We start from the raw sequence: 24184 nt of genomic DNA, 5'->3' as shown, positions 1-24184 counted from the left end.
CTCCGTTTTTTTCATTATACTCTATTGTGATGGTATAATAAAATGTAGAAATGGAGGGAAAATATGGTAAAAAGAAACGAAGTTAATATAAAAGAAACATGGAGATTGGAGGATTTATTTGAAAGTGATGAGAAATTTTATGAAGAACTTGATAAAACAATAAAGGCAAGTGAAAATTTCAAAACAACTTACAGTCAAATAGATACTTCTGATAAATTATATAAGGCCTTAAAAGATTTGTCAGAAATTTATGGGTCTATGCACAGGCTTGGATCTTTTGCGGGAATTTCTACAGAAGTTGATGCCAATGACCCACACCCACAAAAAAGATATGCAAATTTTGGGTCAAAGGCAAGCGATATCTATGCAAATTTAACTTTTTTTGATGGACTTTTGACAAAAATAGATGAAAAAATTATAAATGAAGTTAGAGAAAATCACAAAGATTATGATTATTTTCTAAAAAAAGCCTTGGACAAAAAAGATCATATTTTAGATGATGCGGCTGAAGAAGTTATTTCAAAATTAGGGCCAACTTTTGATGCTCCTTACGGTGAATATGCGTCATTGCGTTATGGAGATATAAAAGTTGATGATATTAAAATAGATGGAAAAAATATTCCATTAAATCACAATACTTTTGAAGAATATTACGAAGGTGATAAAAATACAAAAATTAGAAGAGAAGCTTTTAAAAACTATCATAAGGCACTTGCTCGTTATGAATCAGGAAACGGAGCAATTTATAATACCCACATAAATAATGAAAAAATTCTCGCAAATTTAAGAGGATTCGATTCAGTAATCGATATGCTTTTGTCTTACCAAGATATTCCAAGAGAAATTTACGATAATCATATCAATACAATAATGGAAAAACTTCCAAAACATATGAGAAAATATGCAAATATTTTGAAAAAAGTTTACAAACTTGACGAGATGACCTATGCAGATTTAAAACTTTCAATTGATTCTGGTTTTTCTAAAGAAATTGAAATCGAAGAAGCTAGAGATTATATAGTAGATGGGCTTAAAGTTTTAGGAGATGATTATGTAGAAATGCTCAAAAAAGCCTTTAGCGATAGGTGGATTGACTATGCACAAAACGAAGGAAAAAGAACCGGAGCATTTTGCGATACACCTTACGGCTGCCACTCCTATATAATGACAACCTACAATAAGGACATGAGTCAAGTAATGACTCTTGCTCACGAATTGGGCCACGCTGGACATTTTGAAAATACAAACAAAAATCAAGATGCAATAAACACAGATGTTTCTATGTATTTTGTAGAAAGCCCATCAACAGCAAACGAAATAACCATGGAAAGATATTTACTAAAAAATGCCAAGGACGATAGGGAAAAATTGTGGGTTTTGGATACGATGATTTCAAAAACCTACTACCACAATTTTGTAACCCATTTTCTAGAAGCAGCCTTCCAAAGAGAAGTTTACGAGAGAATTGACAAGGGAGAAAGCCTAACAGCAGAAGATTTTAAAGAAATTTTTAATAAAAAATTAAAAGAATTCTGGGGAGAGGATGTAAAACTTGTAGAAGGATCAGATTTAACATGGATGCGCCAACCACATTATTACATGGGACTTTATCCATACACTTATTCAGCAGGACTTACAATAGGAACAAAAGTTTCTGAAAAAATAATAAATGGAGATGAAAAAGACATCAAAAATTGGAGAGAAGTTCTAACCCTAGGATCAACCCTAAGCCCAATGGATCTTGCAAAAAAAGCTGGAGTAGATATGACAAACACAAAAGCCTTAGAAGAAACCATTGAATTTATAGGTCAAATAGTTGACCAAATAGATGAGCTTTGCGAAAAGCTTGGTCTTTATGAATAGAAAATAGTAAAAACAAAAAAGTATCAAAAAACCAAAAGGAAGGAGCCAATCCTTCCTTTTTTCGTTGATTTTTGGGGTAGGAATAGAGTAAGAAAAAATGGAGGGATATTATGGAAAATAATGAAGTTATATTTAAAAAATTAAAAAAATCTTTAATAGATTTTGCAGAAGAAAATGAAAATCATGACAGCGATAATCTTGATAAGAAAAATCCTTATGAAAAAATAAAATTAGAAGAAGTTTTTAATAAATTTTTTGAAAGTTTAGAGAAAAACGATTCTGATTTTTCTTGGGTAGACAAGCTAAATAGAATAGGTGAAAAGATAAATGAAGAAGATAAGGACAAGGTTGCTAATATTCATTATGGCTTACCTTCTCATGTTCATGGAAATTACAAAGATGGCTTTATATATCTATGTTTATTTAATCCAAATGTTATAGGCATACTGGATAATAATTTGATTCATAAAAGTGAATCTTCAAAAAAGGAAAGTGCTAAAATATGCAGCTTAGAAGATTATTATACAAAACCACCCCTATTAGAAGATAAAAAAGACCCTATAGATGATGAATTTTGGAGAATTATCAATTCTTATAAAGAATGGAAAAATGATGATAAAAAAAGAAAAATTAATATAGAAAAACTTAAAAATTTAATAATAAGTGATGAATCTACTTTAACAAAAGAATTGAAAAATCCAGAACTAGGTACATACTATATTGATAATTATTTTGACAAATTAATTGACAATACAGGTGAAGGTACATTAGAAAATACAGATAAAATCGTAAATATGGAATTGTGTCCATTTAGATCTAAAAATGCTAGCACAATAAGTAATGATATTTTAAAATCAGAAATTTCTTTATTTGCTTGTTATATCATATGGTATCGAATAGGAAAATATAAAAATAATAAAAATTCCAATAAACCTATTTTTATATTTAGAAGCTATAGTAATTGGGAAAAAAGATTAATCTATTCTTTATATGAATTAAACAATAAAAAGATAACACAGGAAGCCATTGGAGAATATATGACAACAATTAGAAATGAGTTTTTCTATCATTTTCCAAATCAAAGTGGAATGATAAGTTCAAAAAATTTAAGAAAATTTGTGAGTGAAGAAGAATTTGATAATATAAGGAAAAATATAAAAAAGTCTGAAAATAAGTAAAATTTTAAACTTCAGCAATTAAATAAGATAAAAATAAACCCATCTTGAGCAGATAAAAAATCGTCGGATTCGCTTTTATCCCGATTTATCGTATGAAATGAGTCGATAGATCTCATAAGAAATTAAGAAGAGAGAAAAATAGGAACGCAGATAATTCAATGAAAAGAAACATTGATTTCTAAAAATAATAAAGAGATCTCTCGACTGGGCTCGAGATGGGTTTAATTATTTGATATATTCAAATCCTTCGAATGATTTAAAAAATTTTAGAATCAAATACTAAGGAGAGCATAATTTTGTACTATATTTGTGCTATATAAATAAAGTTCAATCATAAGAAAAAAGAATCTATAACTTCTAAAAATAAAATTTAACTTTAGCAGTTAAACAATAGCAGCACAAACCCATCTCGACTGACCGTAGGGAATGGAGAGATCTCATGAATTAAGTAAAGCTTGAAATATGTATATATTTTAAAAAATTCTTTCTTTTGGGTAAAAATATAAAAATGTTAAATTCGAAAGGAGTTTTATGAAGTATTTATCTAAAAGATTTACAGGGAAATATGGATTCTTTAAATTTATATTTTTACTTTTATTAATGTTTTTGGGTCCTATCCCTGCAAGTTATAGTATTCTAATTAGGGGAGTGGACAAAGCAGTTTTATATATTATGACAGGAGTCTATATTCTTGTAGCCTTAATATTTTTCTTTATTTTTTACAGGAAATTTAAATTTTCTGGAGGATTTTTTTATAATTTGAGAATAGTTTTAATTTCTCTTGTTGGAATTTATGGACTTTCTTTTTTACTTGATTTGATTTTTGGATCAAATTTAACAAATCCACAAAATCAAGAAACAATTGAATCAATGTTAAAAATGAATTTTTCTCCTGCTCTTATTTCTTACATTGTTTTATTAGGACCTTTGGTTGAAGAATATACTTTTAGGGAATATCTACCAGGAGTTTTTAGAAAAATTTTTAGAAGACGTGACCAAGATATTAAAGATATTTTAGCTCTTATTTTGGCAAATATTATTTTTTCACTTCTTCATATGCCTGGTGATATTTATAGCTTTTTGGTTTATTTTTCAATTGGATTAGTTTTAGTATTGGTAAGATTTTTTGCCAATAATTTAAAATTATCAGCCCTTGTCCATATTTTATGGAATCTTATCTCAACTGTAATTTTATATTTTGCCCTATAAAAAAATCCCAAGCTTTAAACTTGGGATCTTTTTTATTCTTTTTCTGTATCTACCTTATTAAATCCATCATATTTTATCTTGTTTATAGCATCAGCCTCGTCAAGGTCTGAATAAAGGGAATGGATATTGTAATTTACAGCTCCATTATTTTCACTAATATCATCTACTTGATAAACTACAACAGTTTCTTGTGGTTCTAATTTTTCAATCTCATTATCATCATCGTCATAATCTTTAGAGACTTTGTCATAACTTACCTTATAAATATAGGCAAGTTGATAGCTGTGACTATTACCATTTTTGTCAACTCCATCATTAGCAATGGCATCTTTTGGAACCTTATTTTCAAAAACTCCAACAAGTTCCATATCGAGATTTTTTGTTTTAGATGAGAATAAACTTCCTCCATCAGAAATATATTGGTCAGAGATTTGTTTTTGTATATCTCCTTCAAATTTGTCTTTGTAATCTTGACTTAAATCTTTGTAAGAATTTATAAATTTATCTAATCCTTTAACCTTAAATTTCTTTTCTATTTTTTCATCACTAAAGGCAACTTTGTATGGTGGTTGAGCCATATATTCAACAGTTGCAGTAATTACATCACCATTTTTGATATTTTTTTCTTTATCCAAAGTGATTTTTTGAGTATAAGCTTCTTCTATATCTTTTTGTAAATATTTATCTTTAAATTGGCTTAAAACTGGAGCATCTGTAGTTTTTGCAGAAGCTTTTGCATATCCACTATATCCTTCTACACTAAATTTAATATCAACAGCAGAAGTATCAAATTCAGCATCAGGTTTCAAACCAAAATAGATTGATCTTCCTATAAAAAATAGAATAAATACAGCCAAAACCCCTAAACCAATAAATAAATATTTCTTTTGGTCTTTAGAAAGAGCCATACTAGAGCCATTATTATTCAAATTATTTGAAGATTTTTTTTCCTTGTTATAGTTATTTGAATCATTAAAATCTCCTAATTTTTCGGTTTTATTAAAATTATCATTAGAAGTTTTCTTTGAGTCTTCATAACTTTTTTCTTCATTTAAAGGTTTTGAAATATTTTCATTATCAATATCTTGGTAAGAATCATTTTTCTTAAAACCAGAAGAAAAATCATAAGCTCCATGTTTTATTTCACCACTATTGCTTGAAGAACTATTAGAATTTTCATTTTTTTCGTAAGATTTATTTATAATTTCATCTCTATTTAAAATTCTAGTCTCATCATAATCTTCAGAAATTTCTTTGTTTTCGTGGAGATTATTTTCATTATTATTAATATCTTTATTAGAAGAATTATTATCTTCTCTTAATTTTTTGCTCAAATCTTCACTTACATTAGCAATAGTGTTTTTAGCTTCGTTGTAAGATCCTTTGAAAGATTGCTTAACAGCTTCAAGATCAACATCATCCACATTTTCATATTTTTTCTTAGTAACAGCCATTACTAAAAAGTATATAGAAGCTATAAAAGAAATTATAGCTAAAACTAGAAGGACACCTGCAAATTTTACCCTTCCAGGACTAAAAGTAATAAGTAAATTTTCAGCTTGTAAACCTAGATTTTCTAATTTATCTTCAATTCCACTCATTGCACTAAAGTCAGGATTCATAAAATTAATTCCCTTTAAAGTAGACTTAGCTAAATTAAAAAAGCTAATTAAAGGATGAATCAAAATATATGAAATAAGCATTAATCCACTAGATACAGCAGAGAAAACAAATTCAAAAATATTAGCCTTAAAAATAATAATAGCTATAAAAATTAAAATCAAATTTATAAAAAATAAAAATTTTATAAATCCCATGTAGGAAATCAGGTCTTTGAAATTATTAATATATTTAAAAACTCCAAAGCCAAGACTATCAATTACCCCTTCAATATCATCGCCTGCAAGTAGAACAGATTGGTAAAGGTCTGAAAAGGATTTGATTTTTGCTAGTAATAAAAAAATAAGAATTACTAAAATACCTTGAATACCAATTTGACCAATATAAAGCGCAAGCTTTCCTTGTTTCTTAGTCATAATTTTCTCCTTTAAAAAAAATATTTTTTAAAAATTATTCACATAATTTACACATATTATTATATCATAATTTGTTAAAATTTTCTGGTATTTTTTATGAAAATAATTTATTAAAATAAATTAATAAAATTTAATAAAAAATATTCCCAAGCAAAAATGCTAGGGAATATCTATAGAAATTATTTATTTTTCTTAGATAAAATTAAAGCAGCAAGACTTGTAGAAGCTATTGCAACTATGCTTGTAAGACTAGAAACTCCAGTTTGGACATTATTTGATTTAGCAACTCTACCAGAAACATTAGCTGGGCTTTGAGAAGTTTTTACAATTCTTTTTGGCTCACTGTTTGTAGTTTGAACTTTTTTAGGATTGTTTTGTTGAACTGGAACAGTTTTAATATCTTCCTTATCTTTTTTGCTCAATTCATAATAATATTTTCCATCTTCAGTAGTTTTTATTTCGTAATGATTATATTTGTCATTATTTTTAAGAGCTTCTTTTGCTTTTTCAATAGCTTCTTCTTTTGTATCATAAGTTTTGAATTCTAAGTCTTCTTTTAAAGAGCCTTCTCCCATTCCACTACCTTTTTGAGAGGAAGAATCTTTATTTTTGTCATCTTCTTTTTGTTCAGTATCTATATTGCTGTCATCATTTTTATTTTCTGTTTTATTATCGTCGTTTTTCTTGTCTTCTTCTTTATTATCAGAAATATTTTCTTTTTTATCTTTTTCTTCTTTGTTATCAGAAATATTTTCTTTATTATCTTTATTTTCTACTTCTGTGTTTTTATCCTTATTATCTTTATTATCTTCAGGCTTTACATTATTATCTTTGTCATCATTTTCTTTTTTATCAGTAGATTCATCTTTTTTATCATCAGGTTTTGTTGGATTTACTTCACTATTAATTTCTTTTAAAATTATAGTTATATCATCTTTATATTTGTAACCTTCTTTTGGAACGTCAAAAGTTCCTTCAGCATAATATTTTGCACCAGCTTCAGAAGAATTTTTAACTTTTATATTTAGAGTCGTTCCTCTTTTAGCAGGATAATTCCCTATCGAATCATAATCAATTGAATAAGGTATTCCATTAATATCAGCAACATTGTTTCCCATTTTTAACTCAGTATCTTTATTACCTAATTTGAAATATAAGTCCAATGTTACAGTATCATCAACCTTTTGTTCACTACTAGTAGGATTAGTATCATCTGCTTTTACATTTTCTGGTAAAATTGTTCCAACTGATAGAGCAAGTGTCAAAGCACTAGCAAAAATTATTTTTTTAGAATTTTTCATTTTTTCCTCCATAAATTGTTCATATTCTTACAAAGAATATATCATTTACAAATATAAATTTCTGAGTAATTTGACTCCTCAAAAATTTTATAAAAACAATAGAGTAACAATTTACTCTAATAAAATAAAAAATATAATGTATAATTATATTATAGAAATAGTTTAATAGGTGATTTTATGAAGTATGAATTATTAAAAAAAGAATTTTCTCATTTATCATCATTTATGGTTTGGGATAATTCTTTAATAAAAAATGCAGTGCCAGATTCATTAGAAGATGAGAAATTTAGAGAAAAATATTTAAAATCAGATTTTATTTATATAGCCTTAAACCTTATTACTGATAATGAAGATTTTTATAATATTTATAAAAATTTTTCTGGAGATGTTTATAAGGATATTTTTGATAAAACAAATTTAAGGCCTTGGTGGGTTTTTCATAATTTAGAAAAAGGGATATTTGCCTTTTCTGATCCTGCAATTTCAAAATTAAATAGGTCTTTTACATCTACAAAACTTGAAGGAACATATATTACAGATTTTCTAAAAACATCTACAAAAAGTGATTATTTAAATGGTCTTGTAACAAAATCAGTTTATGAAACTAAAAAAATATTAAAATCTTTAAGTAAAGAAGACCTAGATAAGTATTTAAAAATCCAATTAAAAGCATTGGATAGGGAAGTTTATTTATTAGGAATTGAAAAACCTAAATTTATACTTATGTCCAGTGTTTTCGATATTTTCTCTTACGCCTTTAATAATCTTGTAAATGAAAAAGAATTTCCTCATATTTTTAAGGGAGAAATTGTAGACAAACCTACATCCTATGGTGCTCCTTTAAATAATGCTCAATTTAATTTGATCAGTATATTTTTAAAAAACATTGACCAAAAATCTTATCCCAAATTTATTATAAATTATTTAGAAAAAAATTATAAAATAATTGAAAATTTAATTAAAATAGATAATAAAGCATTTGCGATGACTATTTTATATTCAAGTTTGGATTTATCCTACAACCTTTCTAAAGAAAGCTTTACTTATATAAAAAATGTAGAAACAAAATACAAAACTTTAATAAATAAAATAAAATCATCTTTTTCAAAAGAGATTATAAGAGAGATTATAAAAAATTTACCCAATTTATTAACAAAAGATAAATGTAGTATAAATGAGAAAAACTTATATTTTTACGAACAAATCTTTTCGTCAAAAGGCAGTGTGCTAATAAATGTTGATAATGATTTAGATTCATTAATTGATTTATTAAAGTTAGAAAATGTTAGGAAAGCATCTTTTTTAGCTGGAGATAGAAAAAGAATAGATTCATTTATTTTTTTAAAACTATTTAAAAAATCACTAAAATCTTCGGCAGTAGGAAAAATATTAAATATAGGTTTAGATACCATTGAAAATTTAAAATTTGATAAATTTATTTCTAGAATTTGCAAAGAAAATATAAGTATAGTAGAAAAAATCTTGTCAAACAACAAGTTTAATACATCAATTTTATTTGTTTCTTATCAAGAATTTATAAATGAAAAAAATAAAGGAACATTTAGAAAATTATCAAAAAAATATAAGATATATGAGATTATAAATTGTAACAATAAAGAAGTTTTTTTAAGGTTAGGAAAAAAATCTAATGAAATAACATATAAATTTTATGATAAAGATTTTAAATTATTTGTAGAAAAAAAGTTATCTATAGACTTAGCAGGTGATTTTAATTTTTTAAAATTAAAATCATTAAAGACAGAAAAAATTTACAAGCTTGAAGAATTTATTACTTTTATAAGAAGAGGCTACTCTATGGCTGAGCTTTTAAATATGGGATTAAAATATTCAAATGATGGCATCCCTTATATTACAAATTCAAATATTTCAAAAGGATTTTTAGATGATTCTATGATAAGACTCGATTGTTCTAAAAATAAGCTTATTTTTGCACAAAAAAATGACCTAATAATATCAAAATCACCACCATATAAAGTAATTTTAATTGAAGATGATGAAAAATATTTAGCAAATGATAATTTGTTTATAGTAAAAATAGATAAAAATAAAATAGAACCTTTTTATATATGGGCATATCTTCAATCAAAAAAGGCACAAAATCTTATTTTTAAAAATTATAAAAATAAAAAAATTTATCAATAAGTTTATTAAAAAATATGGAAATAAATATCTACGATAGTGATAAAATGGAAATTATAAAAGAAAGCTTCATGAATAATATAAATAATCTTAAAAAATATTATAGAAAATTAGATAATCTTAATAAAATTAATGAGAAATTATTTGATCAAAACTAATATTTGTAGAGCTTTTTATAGGATAAAAATACAAAAAAAATTAAATATTAATCTTGCTAATGAGCTAATTTTTCTATATAATTAAAGTGAATGAGTTTATCACAGATTTAAAGTGATAAAACTTAAAAGTTAGGAGAAGTTATGAAAATAGCATCTATGGAATATAAAAATGGAATTTCTAACTTGCTAAACTCTAAATTTGATGAAAATGAAGTTGTTGTAAAAAAATATGAAAATTTTGAAGAAATAATTTTGGAAGATGATCTATCAGAATTTGATTTGATTTTGGTGGATATGACTCATACCAGATGCATTGAACTTATTCAGTACATAAAACAAACCACTGATATTCCAGTGATTTATCTTACAGATAGGTACAAAAAAAGTCCCTACGAAGCTAAAATTGATGACAAAGATTTTGTAATTCATTCTTATTCAAGGGATGAATTTGTTAAATTTACCCTAAAAAAAGTTGAAGAAATTAATAATTCCAAAATAATTTCATTTGGCTTTTGTTCAATTGAAGTTGACAATGGGATTTTTAGGATAGGAAACGATATATTAGATCTTACAAAATCAGAAATTAGCCTTTGCACAATCCTTATTAAAAATATGAATAAAGCAGTTTCAAAAGAAACTATAGTAGAGGAAATGTCAAAACAAGGAATAGAAACAACTGATAGATCTGTTAGAGAACATGTTAGAAAAATCCGTAAAGAATTTAAAAAAGCAAAATTGGAACCAATAAAAACAATTAGAGGACAAGGTTATTCATGGATTATGGAATCTTGTGATATTGAAAAATAAAGTCAGTTTAGGCTTATTTTTCTTGTTAAAAAAATAATTTTGTGCTATCATATTAATATCTTCAGGGTGAGGTTAGATTCCTTAACCGGCGGTAAAGTCCGCGAGTTTTTACTGAATGGGTGAAATTCCCATACCGACAGTTAAAGTCTGGATGAAAGAAGATATTCTTTTTATGAGAAATTTTTTAGCCCTGAATGGGCATTTTTTTATGCCAAAATTTAGGAGGAGTTTATGAGTCATGATCAAAGAAAATTAAGAAATATGGTAAAAGTTGGAATACTTGCCGCAATGAGTTTTATTTTAATGTTTGTACAATTTCCAATTCCAGTTGCTCCGCCATTTATGAAAGTTGACCTTGCTGATGTACCAGCTCTTATAGGTGGATTTTCAATGGGACCAATATATGGAGTTTTGATTCAACTTATTAAAAATATTTTGAATTTAAGTAAAACAAGCACATATGGAGTAGGAGAAATTTCAAATTTTGTTGTTGGTGGACTTTTTGTATTTGTTTCATCAAGTATTTATAAAAAAAATAAAACCAAAAAGAATGCAACAATAGCTATGATTTGTGGAATGTTAATAATGACGCTTGCAGCAACCCTATCAAATGCCTTTGTAATTTTCCCACTTTACGGAAAGGCAATGGGAGTTGATATGGGCGCTTTTGTAGCAATGGCAAACAAAACAAATGCCTTGGTAAAATCATATTTTACCATGATGATTTTTGCTATAGTTCCATTTAATTTAATCAAAGGATTTATTGAAATTTTGGTGACAAAATTATTATATAAACACGTTTCTTCAATTTTACACGATAGAAGATAATAATTTTAAATTAAAACAGACTTTATTGTCTGTTTTTTTATTTTAGCTAAAGATTAAAATAAAATATTTTATAAATTTAAATAAATAGATCACTACATTTTCTCTATTTTGTTTACTTTAATCTAGATTGGATAATTTTATTTGAAAATATATTGGAATATTTTTATTTTGGATTATAATATATTTTACAAAATGCCTTAAAATTAAACTTTTGTAGTATAATAAGTGACAAGGAGTTTTTATGAGAATTAATTCTTTGAAAGAAATGGAAGATTTTGCTTTTGATTTTTCCAAAAAATTGAAAAAAGGACAAGTAATAAATCTTATTGGAGATATGGGTAGCGGTAAGACTACTTTTGTTTCTTATATTTGTAAATATTTTGGAATTTGTAATACTTCATCACCAACTTTTGCCATTGTAAATATTTATGATGGCAAAAAAGATGAGGAGGATTTTTCAATTTATCATCTTGATCTTTATAGGTTTGAAGATCCTGATGAAATTTTGGATATTGATTATGAAAATTATTTTTATCCTGAAGACGCCATTACATTTTTGGAATGGGCGGATAAGGCAAAAGATTATCTTCCAGATGATATGATTGAAGTAAATATAGAAAAAATAGACGAGAACACTAGAGATATTAGTGTTAAATTTTAGGTTAGGAGATTTTAATGAGAGTTTTAGGAATTGATACTTCCACAATGATTTCTACTGTAACTGTTGTTGAAGATGAAAAAATCATTGGAGATTTTAATGTAAATCAAGAAAAAACTCATTCTGAATCGCTTGTTCCAATGATTGAAACTTTGTTAAAACTTTTGGGACTAAAGCTTTCTGATATTGATATTTTTGCCATTAGCCAAGGCCCTGGATCTTTTACGGGTTTAAGAATTGGCATGACCATTGCAAAGACTTTTGCCCAAGTTGGAAATAAAAAATTAATTCCGATTTCAACTTTAAAGGCCCTTGCCCTAAATTCTTCTTCAAATTCAGCGAAAGTAGCCATGCTTGATGCTAGAGGAAAAAGAGTCTATGGGGTAATGTATGATGAGAATATGAATGAAATTGTAAAAGAAGACTTATATAATATCGATGATTTTTCAAAACTTTGCAACGAAAAAAATATAGATTTTGATTTAGTTTCAGAAGTTAGTGAAAAATATGAGGATAAATTTGATAGGGCAAGGATTTTAGATTTTTCTTACAGATCTTGTATTGGTAAAAATTTATGCAAACTTGCACTTGAAAAAAAGGATGAGGATTTTGATCTTTATAAGCTTGTTCCAAATTATTTGAGAAAATCACAAGCGGAAAGGGACAGAGAAAAGAAAAATGATTAGAACAATGACTGTAGCTGATACAGACAAAGTTTATAGAATTGAAAGTAATTCATTTTATAGGCCCTTACCAAAAAAAGACCTAATAAATGATATTGAAAAAAATAAACACAAAAGACATTTTGTTTATGAAAAAAGTGGGGAAACTGTAGGTTTTTACATAATTTCTAAAATTTTGGATGAAGTAGAAATTTATACAATTGCAGTAGATGAAAAAAATCGAGGTCAAAAAATTGCCTCTTATATGCTTGAGCATTTGATAAATTCTTCTAGAAATTTAAAAATTTCAAAAATTTGGCTAGAAGTTTCTACTAAAAATATCCCAGCAATTAATTTGTATGAAAAATTTGGTTTTGAAAAGATTAGACTTAGGAAAAATTATTATAGTTTAACTCACGAAGATGCTTTTATAATGTTAAAGGAATTGATATGAAAGATTTTTATACTATGGGGATTGAAACATCTTGCGATGATAGCTCAGTTTCTATTTTAAAAAATGATAGAGAAGTTTTAGTAAATTTAATATCATCTCAAATTGATATACATAAAATATTTGGAGGAGTTGTACCAGAGATAGCTTCAAGAAAACATCTTGAAGCTATAAATCCTCTAATAGAAAAAGCTTTAGATGATTGTAATTTAAAATATGATGATATAGATTTAATATCTGTAACCAAAGGACCAGGACTTATTGGTTCACTTTTGGTAGGAATTTCTGCAGCTAAGGCTCTTTCTTTGGCAGCAAATATTCCAATGATTGGTACAAATCATATGCAAGGGCATATTTGTGCAAATTATTTGTCAAATAAGGACCTTGAACCACCATTTATTTCTTTGGTTGTAAGTGGGGGCCATACTTATCTTGTAAAAGTAAATGGCTACACAGATTATGAGATAATCGGAACAACAAGAGATGATGCAGCTGGAGAATCTTACGATAAAATTGCAAGAAGCATAGGACTTGGATATCCTGGCGGACCAAAAATTGATAAACTTGCAAAAGAAGGAAATAAGGATGCAATAGATTTTCCAAGAATTATGCTTGAAAAAGATTCTTATGATTTTTCATTTTCAGGTCTAAAAACTGCAGTTTTAAATTACATTAACCAACAAAATCAAAAAAATATAGAAATAAACAAGGCTGATTTGGCAGCAAGCTTCCAAGAAGCAGTTGTGGATGTCTTGGTAGAAAAATCTATGAGACTAATAGATGAATCTGGTCTAAAAACTTTGGCAGTTTCTGGAGGAGTTGCAGCAAATTCTAGACTAAAAGAAAGATTAAAAGAAGAATGTGACAAAAGAGATGTCAAATTTTATAATCCAGATATAATTTTGTGTACAGATAATGCTGCAATGATTGCTATGGCAGGATATTTAAATTACAAAGATGGAAAAAGATCTGATAATTATTTAAAAGTTTATCCTAATTTAGGACTTTAATTTAATATAATTTGATATAATAGACTTATGAGTAGAGAAAATATAAAAATTAAAAATTACAACAAAAAAAACAAAATAGCCTACTTTCTTTACTTTTTGTCTGCAATATTTGTTTTTGCTTTTGGCATATATTATATAGAAAGTTTGGAGCTTATTGGAGGATTCTTTTTATTTTTAAGAGCTATTTACTTAATAAGAATAAACAACAAAAGTATGGGATCTATAATGAGATATGAAAAAAGAAAATTATCATTTTATTTATTGATGATTGCAGTTTTTTCACTAATAAATCCCATAGGAATTCTTCCATTTTTATATGAAATTAAAAAAAGAGATTGGGTAATTAGTGGAGGACTTGATGAAGAAAAAAAGTAAATTAAGTCTGATAGTTTTGGTCTTTATCATTTTGTTTTCATCTTGTGCTCAAAGAAGAATAGATTATCTTAATCAAAGAAAAGATATAATATTATCTGAGAAAAAACCAAAAGAAAAAAAGATAATAAAATTTAATCCAGACCAAATTGATGAATTTAAATCAACAGATGAATACCTAACTTGGTATAAAAAGTTAGATGGGCCTTGTGATTTAGTTTTTAAAGATAAGAAAGATAAAAAAGAATTAAGTCAAGAAGAAAGAATCGAGGATTTCAATTACCTTTTTAATCAAATAAAAGATAATTATCCATTTTTTGGGATTTTGAAAAGACAATATGGTATCGATTTTCTAGCGAATTATTCAAGATATTTAAATGAAGTTAAATTTTGCAAAAGTGACCAAGAATTTCAAAGAATAATGCAAAATATAATGGCAGATCTTCACAATGATCATGCAACAATTGCAGGAAAAGAATATGTAAAAGAAACTTTAGAATATTATTCACATTTTTGGAAAGATCCTTCCATGTATTATGAATTTTTGACTATGAATAAGGAAAGTGTAAGAGATAGATATGATATAAAGGGTGTTCAATCTAGTGAAATTGAAAAGAAAAAATCAAAAAAAAGAGCAGGACACAAAAAAACTTCTATAGAAACACTTACAGAAGATAATGGTGAAAATTTACAAACAAAAATAATAGAACCAGAACTTGGTCTTATAAGAATTAACGAAATGCTTGCAGAATATGAATTATCTGATGATATGAAAAAATTAGATAAATTTTTAAAAGACAATCCTGATTTAAAAACTATAATAATAGATATTAGACAAAATTCTGGTGGAAATGTTGAATATTGGCAAGATTATCTTCTTCCAAGATTAATAGAAAAAAAAGTTTCGATTGCAAATCATATGTTTTTTAGAGATGGAATGCGTTCAAAAATGCTTTTGGAAAGTGAAAATATTTATTACGAGAATATAGAAAATGTAGATTTAACAAAACTAGATTTAAATCACATAGAAGATTTAAAAGATTTTTCATATTATAGCAAGGATGATATAGAAATTACTCCACAAAAAGAAAATAAATTTGAAGGCAATTTATATTTATTGGTAGACGAAGGAGTATATTCTGCAGCTGAAGGATTTGCAAGTTTTTGTAAAAATGCAAAAATTGCAAAACTAGTAGGACACAAAACAGGAGGAGATGGAATAACTCTTGGATTAATAAATGATGTACTACCAAATTCAGGTTTAGTATTTACCTATACAAACACCCTAGGATATGCTCCAGATGGCTCAATAAATGAAGAAGAAAAAACAAATGTTGATATAGTCACAGAAAGTTTGAATGAATCGATAGATACAATAAAAAAACTTGAAAAAATAGGAGAATAGAATGTACGGCTCAATAGAGTTTGGTGGAACAAAAATAAAATGTGCAAGCTTTGACGAAAAAGGGAAACTAATAGATGATTGTTGGATTGATACCAAAAATCCTTGCGAAAATTTAGAAGAAATTGGAAAATTTTATAAAAAAAATCCAGTAGAAGCCCTAGGAGTCGGTGCATTTGGACCAATAGATTTAAATGAAAATTCAAAAACATATGGCTATATTCAAAATACACCAAAAAAACTTTGGGCAAACTATGATTTGTTAGGAAATTTAAAAAAACAAGTTTGCCAAAAAATAAAAATCGTAACAGATGTTGCTTTGTCATTAATTGGAGAAGCAAACAAAGGAGCGGGAGAAAAATTAAATTCTAGTTTATATTTAACTATAGGAACGGGAATTGGTGGAGCTTATATCCAAAACGGAAAATTATTAAATGGATTTTCCCATCCAGAAATGGGCCATATAAATATAAAAAGAATAAAAGATGATGACTTCAAATCAATTTGCACCTATCACGAAGATTGCCTAGAAGGACTTGCTTGTGGTCCAAGTGTTCAAAAAAGACTCGGAAAAAATCCAAAAGAAGCTGATATAAATGAAAAAGCCTTTAAAATTGCAGCAAATTATATAGCTCAAGCAATCTACACATACACCTTGGTATTAAGACCAGAAATTGTAATAATAGGTGGAGGATTGATAAATAAAAATGGCTTTATAGAAATTATAAGAGAAGAATTTGACAAAATAAAAGGCGAATATGTTCCAATAAAAAATAGCAAAGATTATATAGTAAAACCAAAATTAGAAAATGATTCAGCCTTAATAGGCGGATATTTATTAGCAAAATCATTGTAAGAAATGTTTACTAATTTTATAAAACAATAATTTTTTAGAAATCCCAGCTTTAGCTGGGCTTTTTTATTTTGTTTTTTTAAATAGTATAATATTAGTAGTAATTAATAAGGGGGGGAAGATTTTGTTTTTTTATTCATTTGGCCTAAATCATCATAGAGCAGGAATTGATGTTCGAGAAAAAGTTCATTTTAAAGATTCTGATATTATAGAAGCCAGTGAAATTTTGGAAAGTTATGGTTTTGAGGAAGTTGTTATTCTTTCAACTTGTAATAGGTCTGAAATTTTTGCCTTGTCAAGTGATGATAAATTTTCTGATAAATTTTTTGTGAAGTTTTTTGAAGAATTTTTTACTCTTGATGACCTATCATCTTTTATTTTTGTAAAAAAAGATTTAGATGCTATAAATCATCTCTTTTCTCTAACTTGTGGTCTCGATTCATTGATTGTAGGAGAAGATCAAATTTTAGGTCAAGTTAGTGATGCTTATGAGACAAGTCTTAGCCTTGGTTTTTGCAAAAAAATCTTATCAGAGGCCCTAAAAAGATCTATAAATCTTTCCAAAAAAATCAAATCAGATTCAAATATTTCCCATATTCCACTTTCTCTTCCATATATTTCCGTAAAAAAAGCTCAAGAGATTGGAAATTTATCAAATAAAAACGCCCTTGTAATTGGAATTGGAAATATTGGAAGACTTTGTATAGAAAATTTAATGGAAACAGGAGCTGATATTTATATTTCAAATTGGAATATGGATAAGTCTATAAAAATGCAAAAGGAATACGGAAATATAAATATTATTTCTTATGAAAAAATCCAAGAAAATCTTGGAGACATGGATTTTATTTTTTCTGCAACAGCTTCTCCCCACCTTGTTCTAAAAAAAGATTATTTTAAAAATATAAAAAATGAAATAAATATTTTTGACCTTGCTCTTCCTAGGGATTGTGATCCTGAAATTGCAAATTTTTCTAATATAAAACTTTTTGATGTTGATTCAATTAAGGATATTTCTAGAAAAAATCTTGATAAAAGAAGAACAATTTTACAGTCTTATAGGGCTAATATTGATGAAAAATCTGAGGAATTTTATAAATGGATGAAGGAAGTTAAGATTGACTATATTTTAAAAGATTTAAATGACAGATGTGATGATTTGGCTGATAAGACAATGGATTATATTTTTAGAAAGACTGATATGACAGCTTCTCAAAAAAAGAAAGTTGATAAGGCGGTTAGAAATGCCTTAAAAAAAATTGCTCGCGATCCAGTTTTGACTATTAAAGAAAATCATGATGAAGACTTTGATAAAACTTTAAAAATATTGACAAAGGTGTATAAAAAATGAGATATTTTCCAATTTCTATAGATTCAAAAGATAAGATTTGTTTATTTCTAGGTGGAGGAGAAATTGCAAAAAGAAAAATAAAATCTCTTCTAAAAGGGGAGTTTCTATTTCTTGTATATGCAAAAGAATTTGATGGAGAAATTCTAAAACTTTATAGAGAAAATTCACATAGGATAAAAATTATTAAAAAAAATATTGATGAAAATTTTATTTTTCCTCCATGCGATTTTTTATTTTTGGCAACAGGTGATAATAAATTAAATAAGATTTTGAGAAAAAAAGCTAAAAATTTAGGAATTAGTAGTTTGGACTTGTCTGATTCTTTTGGAAGTGATTTTTATTTAAGGAAAAATATTTCCAATGAATTTGTAGATATTTCTATATCAAGTAAGGGTCAAATTCCAATTGTTTCTTCACTTATTGGAGATGATTTGGAAAAATATTTGGATAGTCTTGATAAGGAAAAAATAGAATTAATGATAAAAATTCGTCATAAATTAAGAAAAAACGGAATTTATAATAAGGCTCTTTTGTTGGACCTTTATAAGGAAGATAAGGAATTTTTGAAAAAATATTTGGAGAAGATTTAATGATAAAAATAGGAAGTAGAGCGAGTAAGCTTGCCTTGATCCAGGCAAATATGGTAAAGGATATTTTGGAAAAAGAAGGCCTTGATGCCCAAATTGTAGAAATTTCTACCAAGGGAGATAGAAATAGAGATAAAAAAATTGACCAACTTAATTCAAAGGGAGTTTTTGTAAGGGAAATTGAAGAAAAACTTTTGGATAAAACAATTGATGTAGCAGTTCATTCCCTAAAAGATATGCCGTCAGAAATTAATGAGAGATTGTTTTTTACCCCACCTTTAAAAGGAGAAGATCCTAGGGATTCTTTTGTTGGAAAAGAAGTTTTTAAAAAAATGGATGATTTAAATAATGCATTTGTAGGAACTGGATCAAATAGAAGAATTTGTCAGGGGAAAAATTATTTTTCAAATATAAAATTTAAGGCAATCAGGGGAAATGTTGAAACAAGGATAAAAAAGATTCAAAGTGAAAATCTCGACGGGGTTATCCTTGCAAAATCTGGCTTAAAAAGGGCAGGTCTTGATGGAAAAATTAACTTTGACCTTGATCCTCATATTTTTACCCCATCACCTTGCCAGGGGATTTTGGGTATAGAAATTAGAAAAGAAGATAAAAAATTATTTGAAATTTTTAAGAAAAATTCTGACGACAAGACTCTTTTTAGGATGGAAACAGAAAGGGCCTTTCAAAAAGAATTGGGAGCAGATTGTTCGACTCCTATGGGAATTTTTACAGAAATTGACCATGATAAGATTAGTCTCACAGGGTCTATGGCCTTTGACAAGGATGATAAGATAAATTACCAAAAAGTTTCAGGAAATATTTCTGATAGGATTTATCTTGCCCAAAAATTGGCAAGAAATTTAAAGAAAAAATCCTACAAAAAAATAATCCTTGCAGGGGCAGGAATTGGTTCAAAAAATAATATAACTCTTGCAGTAAAAAAAGCCCTAGATAAGGCTGATGTAATAATTTACGATAGGCTTTTAAACCAAGAAATTCTTGACCCATATAGAAATAAGGACTTGTATTATGTGGGAAAATCTATGGGCGACCATGTTTTAAGCCAAGATGACATAAATAAATTGATGGTTGATAAGGCAAAAACTGGCAAAAAAGTTGTTAGATTAAAAGGTGGAGATCCTTATGTTTTTGGAAGAGGGTCTGAAGAAGCTCTTTTTATAAAAGAAAATGGACTAGAATTTGAAACCATGCCAGGCCTTACATCGGGAATAGTTTGCCTAAACACAGCAGGAATTCCAGCAAGCCACAGAAATATGGCAACATCAATTTCCTTTATTACAGGCCATAGGTCAAAAAATCAAAATGAAGATTTCAAAAAATATGCCAAACTTCCAGGAACCCTAGTATTTTATATGGGACTTAAAAATCTTCCAAATATTATAAAAGACTTGATAGATGGAGGCATAAAAAAGGATAAAAAAATTGCCATTATTTCAAATGGGTCAAGTCCAAAACAAAAAGTCTATACATCGACTGTAGAAAAAGTAATGGATGAAATCGACCTTGAAAAAATAAAAAGACCTGCCATAGTTGTAGTTTCTGATACAGTTGGCATTAGGGAGTATTTAAACTATTTTGAAAGCAAAAATTTTGGCAAAAAAATCGCCCTCACCCGTGATTATGAATCAACAATAAAAGATAAGGAAAAATTAGAGGCCTTGGGCTTTGATGTAAAAATTATTCCAACAATAAAAATTTTAGAAAAAAATACTGACATATTAGAAGAAAAATTCAAAGATTTTTCATATGATTATTTGGTATTTACATCCAAAAACGCTGTAAAAATATTTTTCGATAAATTAATAGAAAACCACGATATAAGGGATATTGAAAAAGTTAAAATTGCAGCTATAGGAGAAAAAACTAAAAAAGAAATAGAAAAATATAATTTGAAAGTCGACATAGTCCCAAGAAATTTTGTCGGGGAAAATCTCCTTGACCAAATGGAAAAATATGTCAAAAAAGATGATAAAATATTTTTCCCTCACTCAAACCTATCTAGGAAAATAATAATAGAAGGCCTTAGAAAGATAGGAGACTTGGATGAAATTGAAATTTATGACAATATAAAGGCAGAAAAAGAAGATATTGACCTTGATTTTGATGGGGTGATTTTTACATCATCATCTTGTGTAAATAATTTTGTAGAAATTTATGGCAAAGAGTCATTAAAAAATACAAAAATATATTCAATAGGTCAAATTACCAGCCAAACAATAAAAAATCATGGACTAGAAGTGTACAAAGAATCCAAAAAACAAAGTGTAGATTCTTTGATAGAAAGGATAGTAGAAGATTATGAGAATGAGAAGAATTAGAGAAAACAAAGTTTTAAGACAAATGACAAAAGAAACTAGCCTTGAAATTTCAGATTTTATTTACCCACTTTTTGTTGTAGAAGGGGAAGGGATAAAAAAAGAAATTCCTTCAATGCCAGATTGCTATCATTTTTCCTTGGATAAATTGGAAGATGAGATAAATGAAATTGTAGATCTTGGAATAAAATCTGTAATTTTATTTGGAATTCCAAACAAAAAAGACGACCACGGATCAGAAGCTTATGCAGAAGATGGAATTATCCAAAAGGCTGTAAGAAAAATAAAAGAAATAAATAAAGACTTAATAGTAATAACAGATGTTTGTATGTGCGAGTACACAGACCACGGTCATTGTGGAATTTTAGACCACGAGGGACACGTTTTAAATGACGAAACTGTTTCCTATATTGCAAGAATTGCCCTATCCCACGCTAAGGCCGGAGCAGATATAATTGCCCCATCAGACATGATGGATTTTAGGATAAAGGCAATTAGAAAAATTCTTGATGAAAATAATTTTAAAAATATTCCAATAATGTCCTATTCTGCAAAATACGCATCAAATTTCTACGGACCTTTTAGGGATGCAGCAGATTCTGCCCCATCATTTGGCGATAGAAAATCTTACCAAATGGATTATCACAATTCAAACGAGGCAATGAGAGAAATTGACCTTGACCTTGAAGAAGATGCAGATTTTATAATTGTAAAGCCAGCCCTATCATTTTTGGATATAATTCAAAGAACAAAGGATAATTTCAACACAAATATTGTTGCCTATAATGTTAGTGGGGAATATTCTATGGTAAAAAATGCCATAAAAATGGGCCTTGTAAATGAAGAAATAATTTATGAAATATTAATTTCAATAAAAAGAGCCGGGGCAAAATTAATAATTACCTATCACGCAAAAGAAATGGCAAAAAAATTGAGAGGAGATAAATAATGAGTCTTTTTGATCAAGCGAAAAAATATATACCAGGTGGAGTAAACTCACCAGTAAGAGCCTTTGGGGCAGTCGGTGGCAATCCACTTTTTGCAAAATATGGAAAGGGATCAACCATAGTAGATGAAAATGACGAAGCCTATATAGATTTTATTTCCTCATGGGGACCAATGATTTTGGGCCATGGTAAAAAAGAATTAATCGAAAAAGCAAAGGGATATTTGGAAGAAGGACTTACCTTTGGCCTTCCTACAAAAGTAGAAATCGAAATGGCAAAATTTTTGGCAGAGGCCTTCGATACAGACATGATAAGAATGGTAAATTCTGGAACAGAAGCCACCATGTCAGCCATAAGATGTGCAAGAGGATTTACAAAAAAAGATAAGATAATAAAATTTGAAGGATGCTATCACGGCCACTCTGATGGACTTTTGGTAAAATCAGGATCAGGAGCCTTGACCTTTAACGTAGCCACATCAGCAGGAGTTCCAAAAGAAGTAATAAAAGATACCCTAGTTTGCAAATATAACGACATAGAATCAGTCAAAAAAACCCTAGTAGAAAATGAAGGTCAAGTAGCTGCAGTAATTCTTGAACCAATAGCAGGAAACATGGGAGTTGTTCCAATAGATTTGGAATTTGTAAAAGAGCTAAGAAAAATCACCCAAGAAAAAAATATAGTCTTAATATTTGACGAAGTAATCACAGCCTTCAGACTAAAATTTGGATCAATTTCTACAGAATTTGGAGTAAAACCAGATATGTTTTGCTTTGGAAAAATTGTAGGAGGGGGAATGCCAGTAGGAGGCTTTGGAGGAAGACGAGAAATAATGGAAGTCTTATCACCAATTGGCCCAGTTTACCAAGCAGGAACTCTATCAGGATCCCCATTTATAATGAAAATGGGACTTGATGTTTTGACAATATTAAAAGAAAATCCAGACATCTATCAAAGGCTTGAAAAATATGCAAAAATGCTAGAAGAAGGATTTAAAGATAACCTAAAACAAACAGGAGTAGATGGATTTGTAACAAGGTATAAATCAATGATGTCAATATTTTTTGGAGAATTTGACCAAATAAGATCATACGACGATGTCCAAAAAGCAGACCTTGAGACCTATTCAAAATATTTCAATTACATGAAAGAGAAAAAAATTCTCCTACCACCTGCCCAATTTGAAGCAATGTTCATGTCCGATGCCTTGGATGATGATATAATAAACTACACAATAGAACAAAACAAAAAAGCCCTGGAATATATTAAAAAAACAAAATAAAATAAAAAAACCCATCTTGAAAATAAAAATCAAGATGGGTTATTTTTTATATACTTAAAGACTAAAGTTGATATTTAAAGAAATTTATCGAATATAAAAAAAGAGATCTCTCCATGCGCTTCACTCCGTTACGCTTAGTCGAGATGGGTGATTGCCTTATGTATGTAATAGCTAAAGTTTATATTAATAAATATTAGGAAAATTAAAAAAATATATTACTCAATAAAAATCGAAATCTAGTTTATTAAATCCTTTAGCAATAAAAAAAGTCGCAAGAAAACCCATCTCGACCGAACAAAGTGAGTGGAGAGATCTCTGTATTAAATTAATCCCAAAATCAAACTCAGCCTTTAGCAAAGACAAAAAAAGAGATCTCTCCGTGCACTCCACTACGTTACGTTTAGTCGAGATGGGTGTTTGGGATATTTATTTAATAGCTAAAGTTTATACTTGTTAAAACGATTAGGAAAAATCTATTAAATACAATCTAAATTAAGATGATTATTTAGTAATAAAAAATTTCCAATTAAGCCCATCTCAAGCGAAGTCGAGAGATCTCTTATTAAATTCAAATATAGAAAAAATTATCCTTCAGAAATAAACCAAATAAAACCAGTACCCATATCGACCTGATAAATATGCCTTGATTTGGCATATTTATCCCTAAAACTAGTGCAGATTTATAACCGTTGATTTCGGTTATAAATCCTGAAAACTAGTGCGAGAGCAC

Annotated in this window: 20 protein-coding genes and 1 riboswitch; of the genes, 18 read left to right on the top strand and 2 right to left on the bottom strand. The window is 27.8% G+C overall.

Features of this window, described 5'->3' with window-relative positions:
• The first annotated feature begins 63 nt into the window (after nucleotides 1-63).
• From pepF to ASHG_RS05940, 3 genes are all read left to right on the top strand, one after another.
• Nucleotides 64-1863, top strand: a complete 1800-nt coding sequence (gene pepF / locus ASHG_RS05950; protein WP_040398173.1) for an oligoendopeptidase F — start codon at nucleotides 64-66, stop codon at nucleotides 1861-1863.
• A gap of 110 nt (nucleotides 1864-1973) precedes the next feature.
• On the top strand, nucleotides 1974-3041 hold the full coding sequence (locus ASHG_RS05945) for a hypothetical protein (RefSeq protein WP_040398171.1): 1068 nt from the start codon (nucleotides 1974-1976) through the stop codon (nucleotides 3039-3041).
• Between the two features lie 531 nt (nucleotides 3042-3572).
• On the top strand, nucleotides 3573-4250 hold the full coding sequence (locus tag ASHG_RS05940) for a CPBP family intramembrane glutamic endopeptidase (protein ID WP_040398169.1): 678 nt from the start codon (nucleotides 3573-3575) through the stop codon (nucleotides 4248-4250).
• A gap of 32 nt (nucleotides 4251-4282) precedes the next feature.
• On the opposite strand, the gene ASHG_RS05935 is transcribed toward ASHG_RS05940, so the two are convergent.
• Together ASHG_RS05935 and ASHG_RS08755 are read right to left on the bottom strand one after the other, a co-directional pair.
• Entirely contained in the window at nucleotides 4283-6286 is a 2004-nt protein-coding gene (locus ASHG_RS05935; RefSeq protein ID WP_040398168.1) for a hypothetical protein, read from the bottom strand.
• A gap of 179 nt (nucleotides 6287-6465) precedes the next feature.
• The gene (locus ASHG_RS08755) at nucleotides 6466-7587 is read right to left on the bottom strand and encodes a DUF5633 domain-containing protein (protein WP_051145889.1); all 1122 of its coding nucleotides are present in this window, start codon (nucleotides 7585-7587) and stop codon (nucleotides 6466-6468) included.
• A gap of 177 nt (nucleotides 7588-7764) precedes the next feature.
• On the opposite strand from ASHG_RS08755, the gene ASHG_RS05925 reads away from it, so the two are divergent.
• From ASHG_RS05925 to hemL, 15 genes are all read left to right on the top strand, one after another.
• A complete protein-coding gene (locus ASHG_RS05925) occupies nucleotides 7765-9750 on the top strand; it encodes a restriction endonuclease subunit S domain-containing protein (protein ID WP_040398167.1) in 1986 nt (661 codons plus the stop codon).
• 296 nt (nucleotides 9751-10046) lie between these two features.
• Entirely contained in the window at nucleotides 10047-10712 is a 666-nt protein-coding gene (locus ASHG_RS05920; RefSeq protein ID WP_040398166.1) for a winged helix-turn-helix domain-containing protein, read from the top strand.
• Between the two features lie 53 nt (nucleotides 10713-10765).
• Nucleotides 10766-10879: riboswitch (FMN riboswitch) on the top strand.
• Nucleotides 10880-10943: 64 nt separating this feature from the next.
• Nucleotides 10944-11540 carry an ECF transporter S component gene (locus tag ASHG_RS05915; RefSeq protein WP_040398164.1) on the top strand — a complete coding sequence of 199 codons (597 nt, stop codon included), beginning with the start codon at nucleotides 10944-10946 and terminating at the stop codon, nucleotides 11538-11540.
• Between the two features lie 241 nt (nucleotides 11541-11781).
• A complete protein-coding gene (gene tsaE, locus ASHG_RS05910) occupies nucleotides 11782-12201 on the top strand; it encodes a tRNA (adenosine(37)-N6)-threonylcarbamoyltransferase complex ATPase subunit type 1 TsaE (RefSeq protein ID WP_040398162.1) in 420 nt (139 codons plus the stop codon).
• A gap of 14 nt (nucleotides 12202-12215) precedes the next feature.
• Nucleotides 12216-12884, top strand: coding sequence for a tRNA (adenosine(37)-N6)-threonylcarbamoyltransferase complex dimerization subunit type 1 TsaB (gene tsaB / locus ASHG_RS05905; RefSeq protein WP_040398160.1), 669 nt, complete (start codon nucleotides 12216-12218; stop codon nucleotides 12882-12884).
• Nucleotides 12877-13314, top strand: a complete 438-nt coding sequence (rimI, locus tag ASHG_RS05900; protein ID WP_040398158.1) for a ribosomal protein S18-alanine N-acetyltransferase — start codon at nucleotides 12877-12879, stop codon at nucleotides 13312-13314. The genes tsaB and rimI overlap by 8 nt, the downstream gene beginning before the upstream one ends.
• Nucleotides 13311-14321, top strand: coding sequence for a tRNA (adenosine(37)-N6)-threonylcarbamoyltransferase complex transferase subunit TsaD (gene tsaD / locus ASHG_RS05895; RefSeq protein ID WP_040398157.1), 1011 nt, complete (start codon nucleotides 13311-13313; stop codon nucleotides 14319-14321). The genes rimI and tsaD overlap by 4 nt, the downstream gene beginning before the upstream one ends.
• A gap of 27 nt (nucleotides 14322-14348) precedes the next feature.
• Nucleotides 14349-14696 (top strand): hypothetical protein, encoded by a 348-nt coding sequence (locus ASHG_RS05890; protein WP_040398155.1) that lies wholly within the window; start codon nucleotides 14349-14351, stop codon nucleotides 14694-14696.
• Complete coding sequence (locus ASHG_RS05885; RefSeq protein ID WP_040398154.1) at nucleotides 14680-16098, top strand: S41 family peptidase; 1419 nt, start codon at nucleotides 14680-14682, stop codon at nucleotides 16096-16098. Before ASHG_RS05890 ends, ASHG_RS05885 begins: the two co-directional genes overlap by 17 nt.
• A 1-nt stretch (nucleotide 16099) precedes the next feature.
• Nucleotides 16100-16951, top strand: coding sequence for an ROK family protein (locus ASHG_RS05880; RefSeq protein WP_040398152.1), 852 nt, complete (start codon nucleotides 16100-16102; stop codon nucleotides 16949-16951).
• A gap of 121 nt (nucleotides 16952-17072) precedes the next feature.
• Entirely contained in the window at nucleotides 17073-18299 is a 1227-nt protein-coding gene (gene hemA / locus ASHG_RS05875) for a glutamyl-tRNA reductase (RefSeq protein WP_040398151.1), read from the top strand.
• Nucleotides 18296-18889: a precorrin-2 dehydrogenase/sirohydrochlorin ferrochelatase family protein gene (locus ASHG_RS05870; RefSeq protein WP_040398149.1), complete on the top strand. Its 594-nt coding sequence runs from the start codon at nucleotides 18296-18298 to the stop codon at nucleotides 18887-18889. Before hemA ends, ASHG_RS05870 begins: the two co-directional genes overlap by 4 nt.
• Nucleotides 18889-21228, top strand: coding sequence for a hydroxymethylbilane synthase (gene hemC, locus ASHG_RS08750; RefSeq protein WP_051145888.1), 2340 nt, complete (start codon nucleotides 18889-18891; stop codon nucleotides 21226-21228). Before ASHG_RS05870 ends, hemC begins: the two co-directional genes overlap by 1 nt.
• Entirely contained in the window at nucleotides 21215-22174 is a 960-nt protein-coding gene (hemB, locus tag ASHG_RS05860) for a porphobilinogen synthase (protein WP_244264257.1), read from the top strand. Before hemC ends, hemB begins: the two co-directional genes overlap by 14 nt.
• Entirely contained in the window at nucleotides 22174-23454 is a 1281-nt protein-coding gene (hemL, locus tag ASHG_RS05855) for a glutamate-1-semialdehyde 2,1-aminomutase (protein WP_040398147.1), read from the top strand. Before hemB ends, hemL begins: the two co-directional genes overlap by 1 nt.
• The last annotated feature ends 730 nt before the right edge of the window (nucleotides 23455-24184 follow it).

It is taken from the genome of Anaerococcus senegalensis JC48 (assembly GCF_000321005.1).
Lineage (GTDB): Bacteria > Bacillota > Clostridia > Tissierellales > Peptoniphilaceae > Anaerococcus > Anaerococcus senegalensis.
The sequence above is the reverse complement of the archived record's forward strand: the minus strand, read 5'-3'. Positions and strand labels throughout refer to the sequence as shown.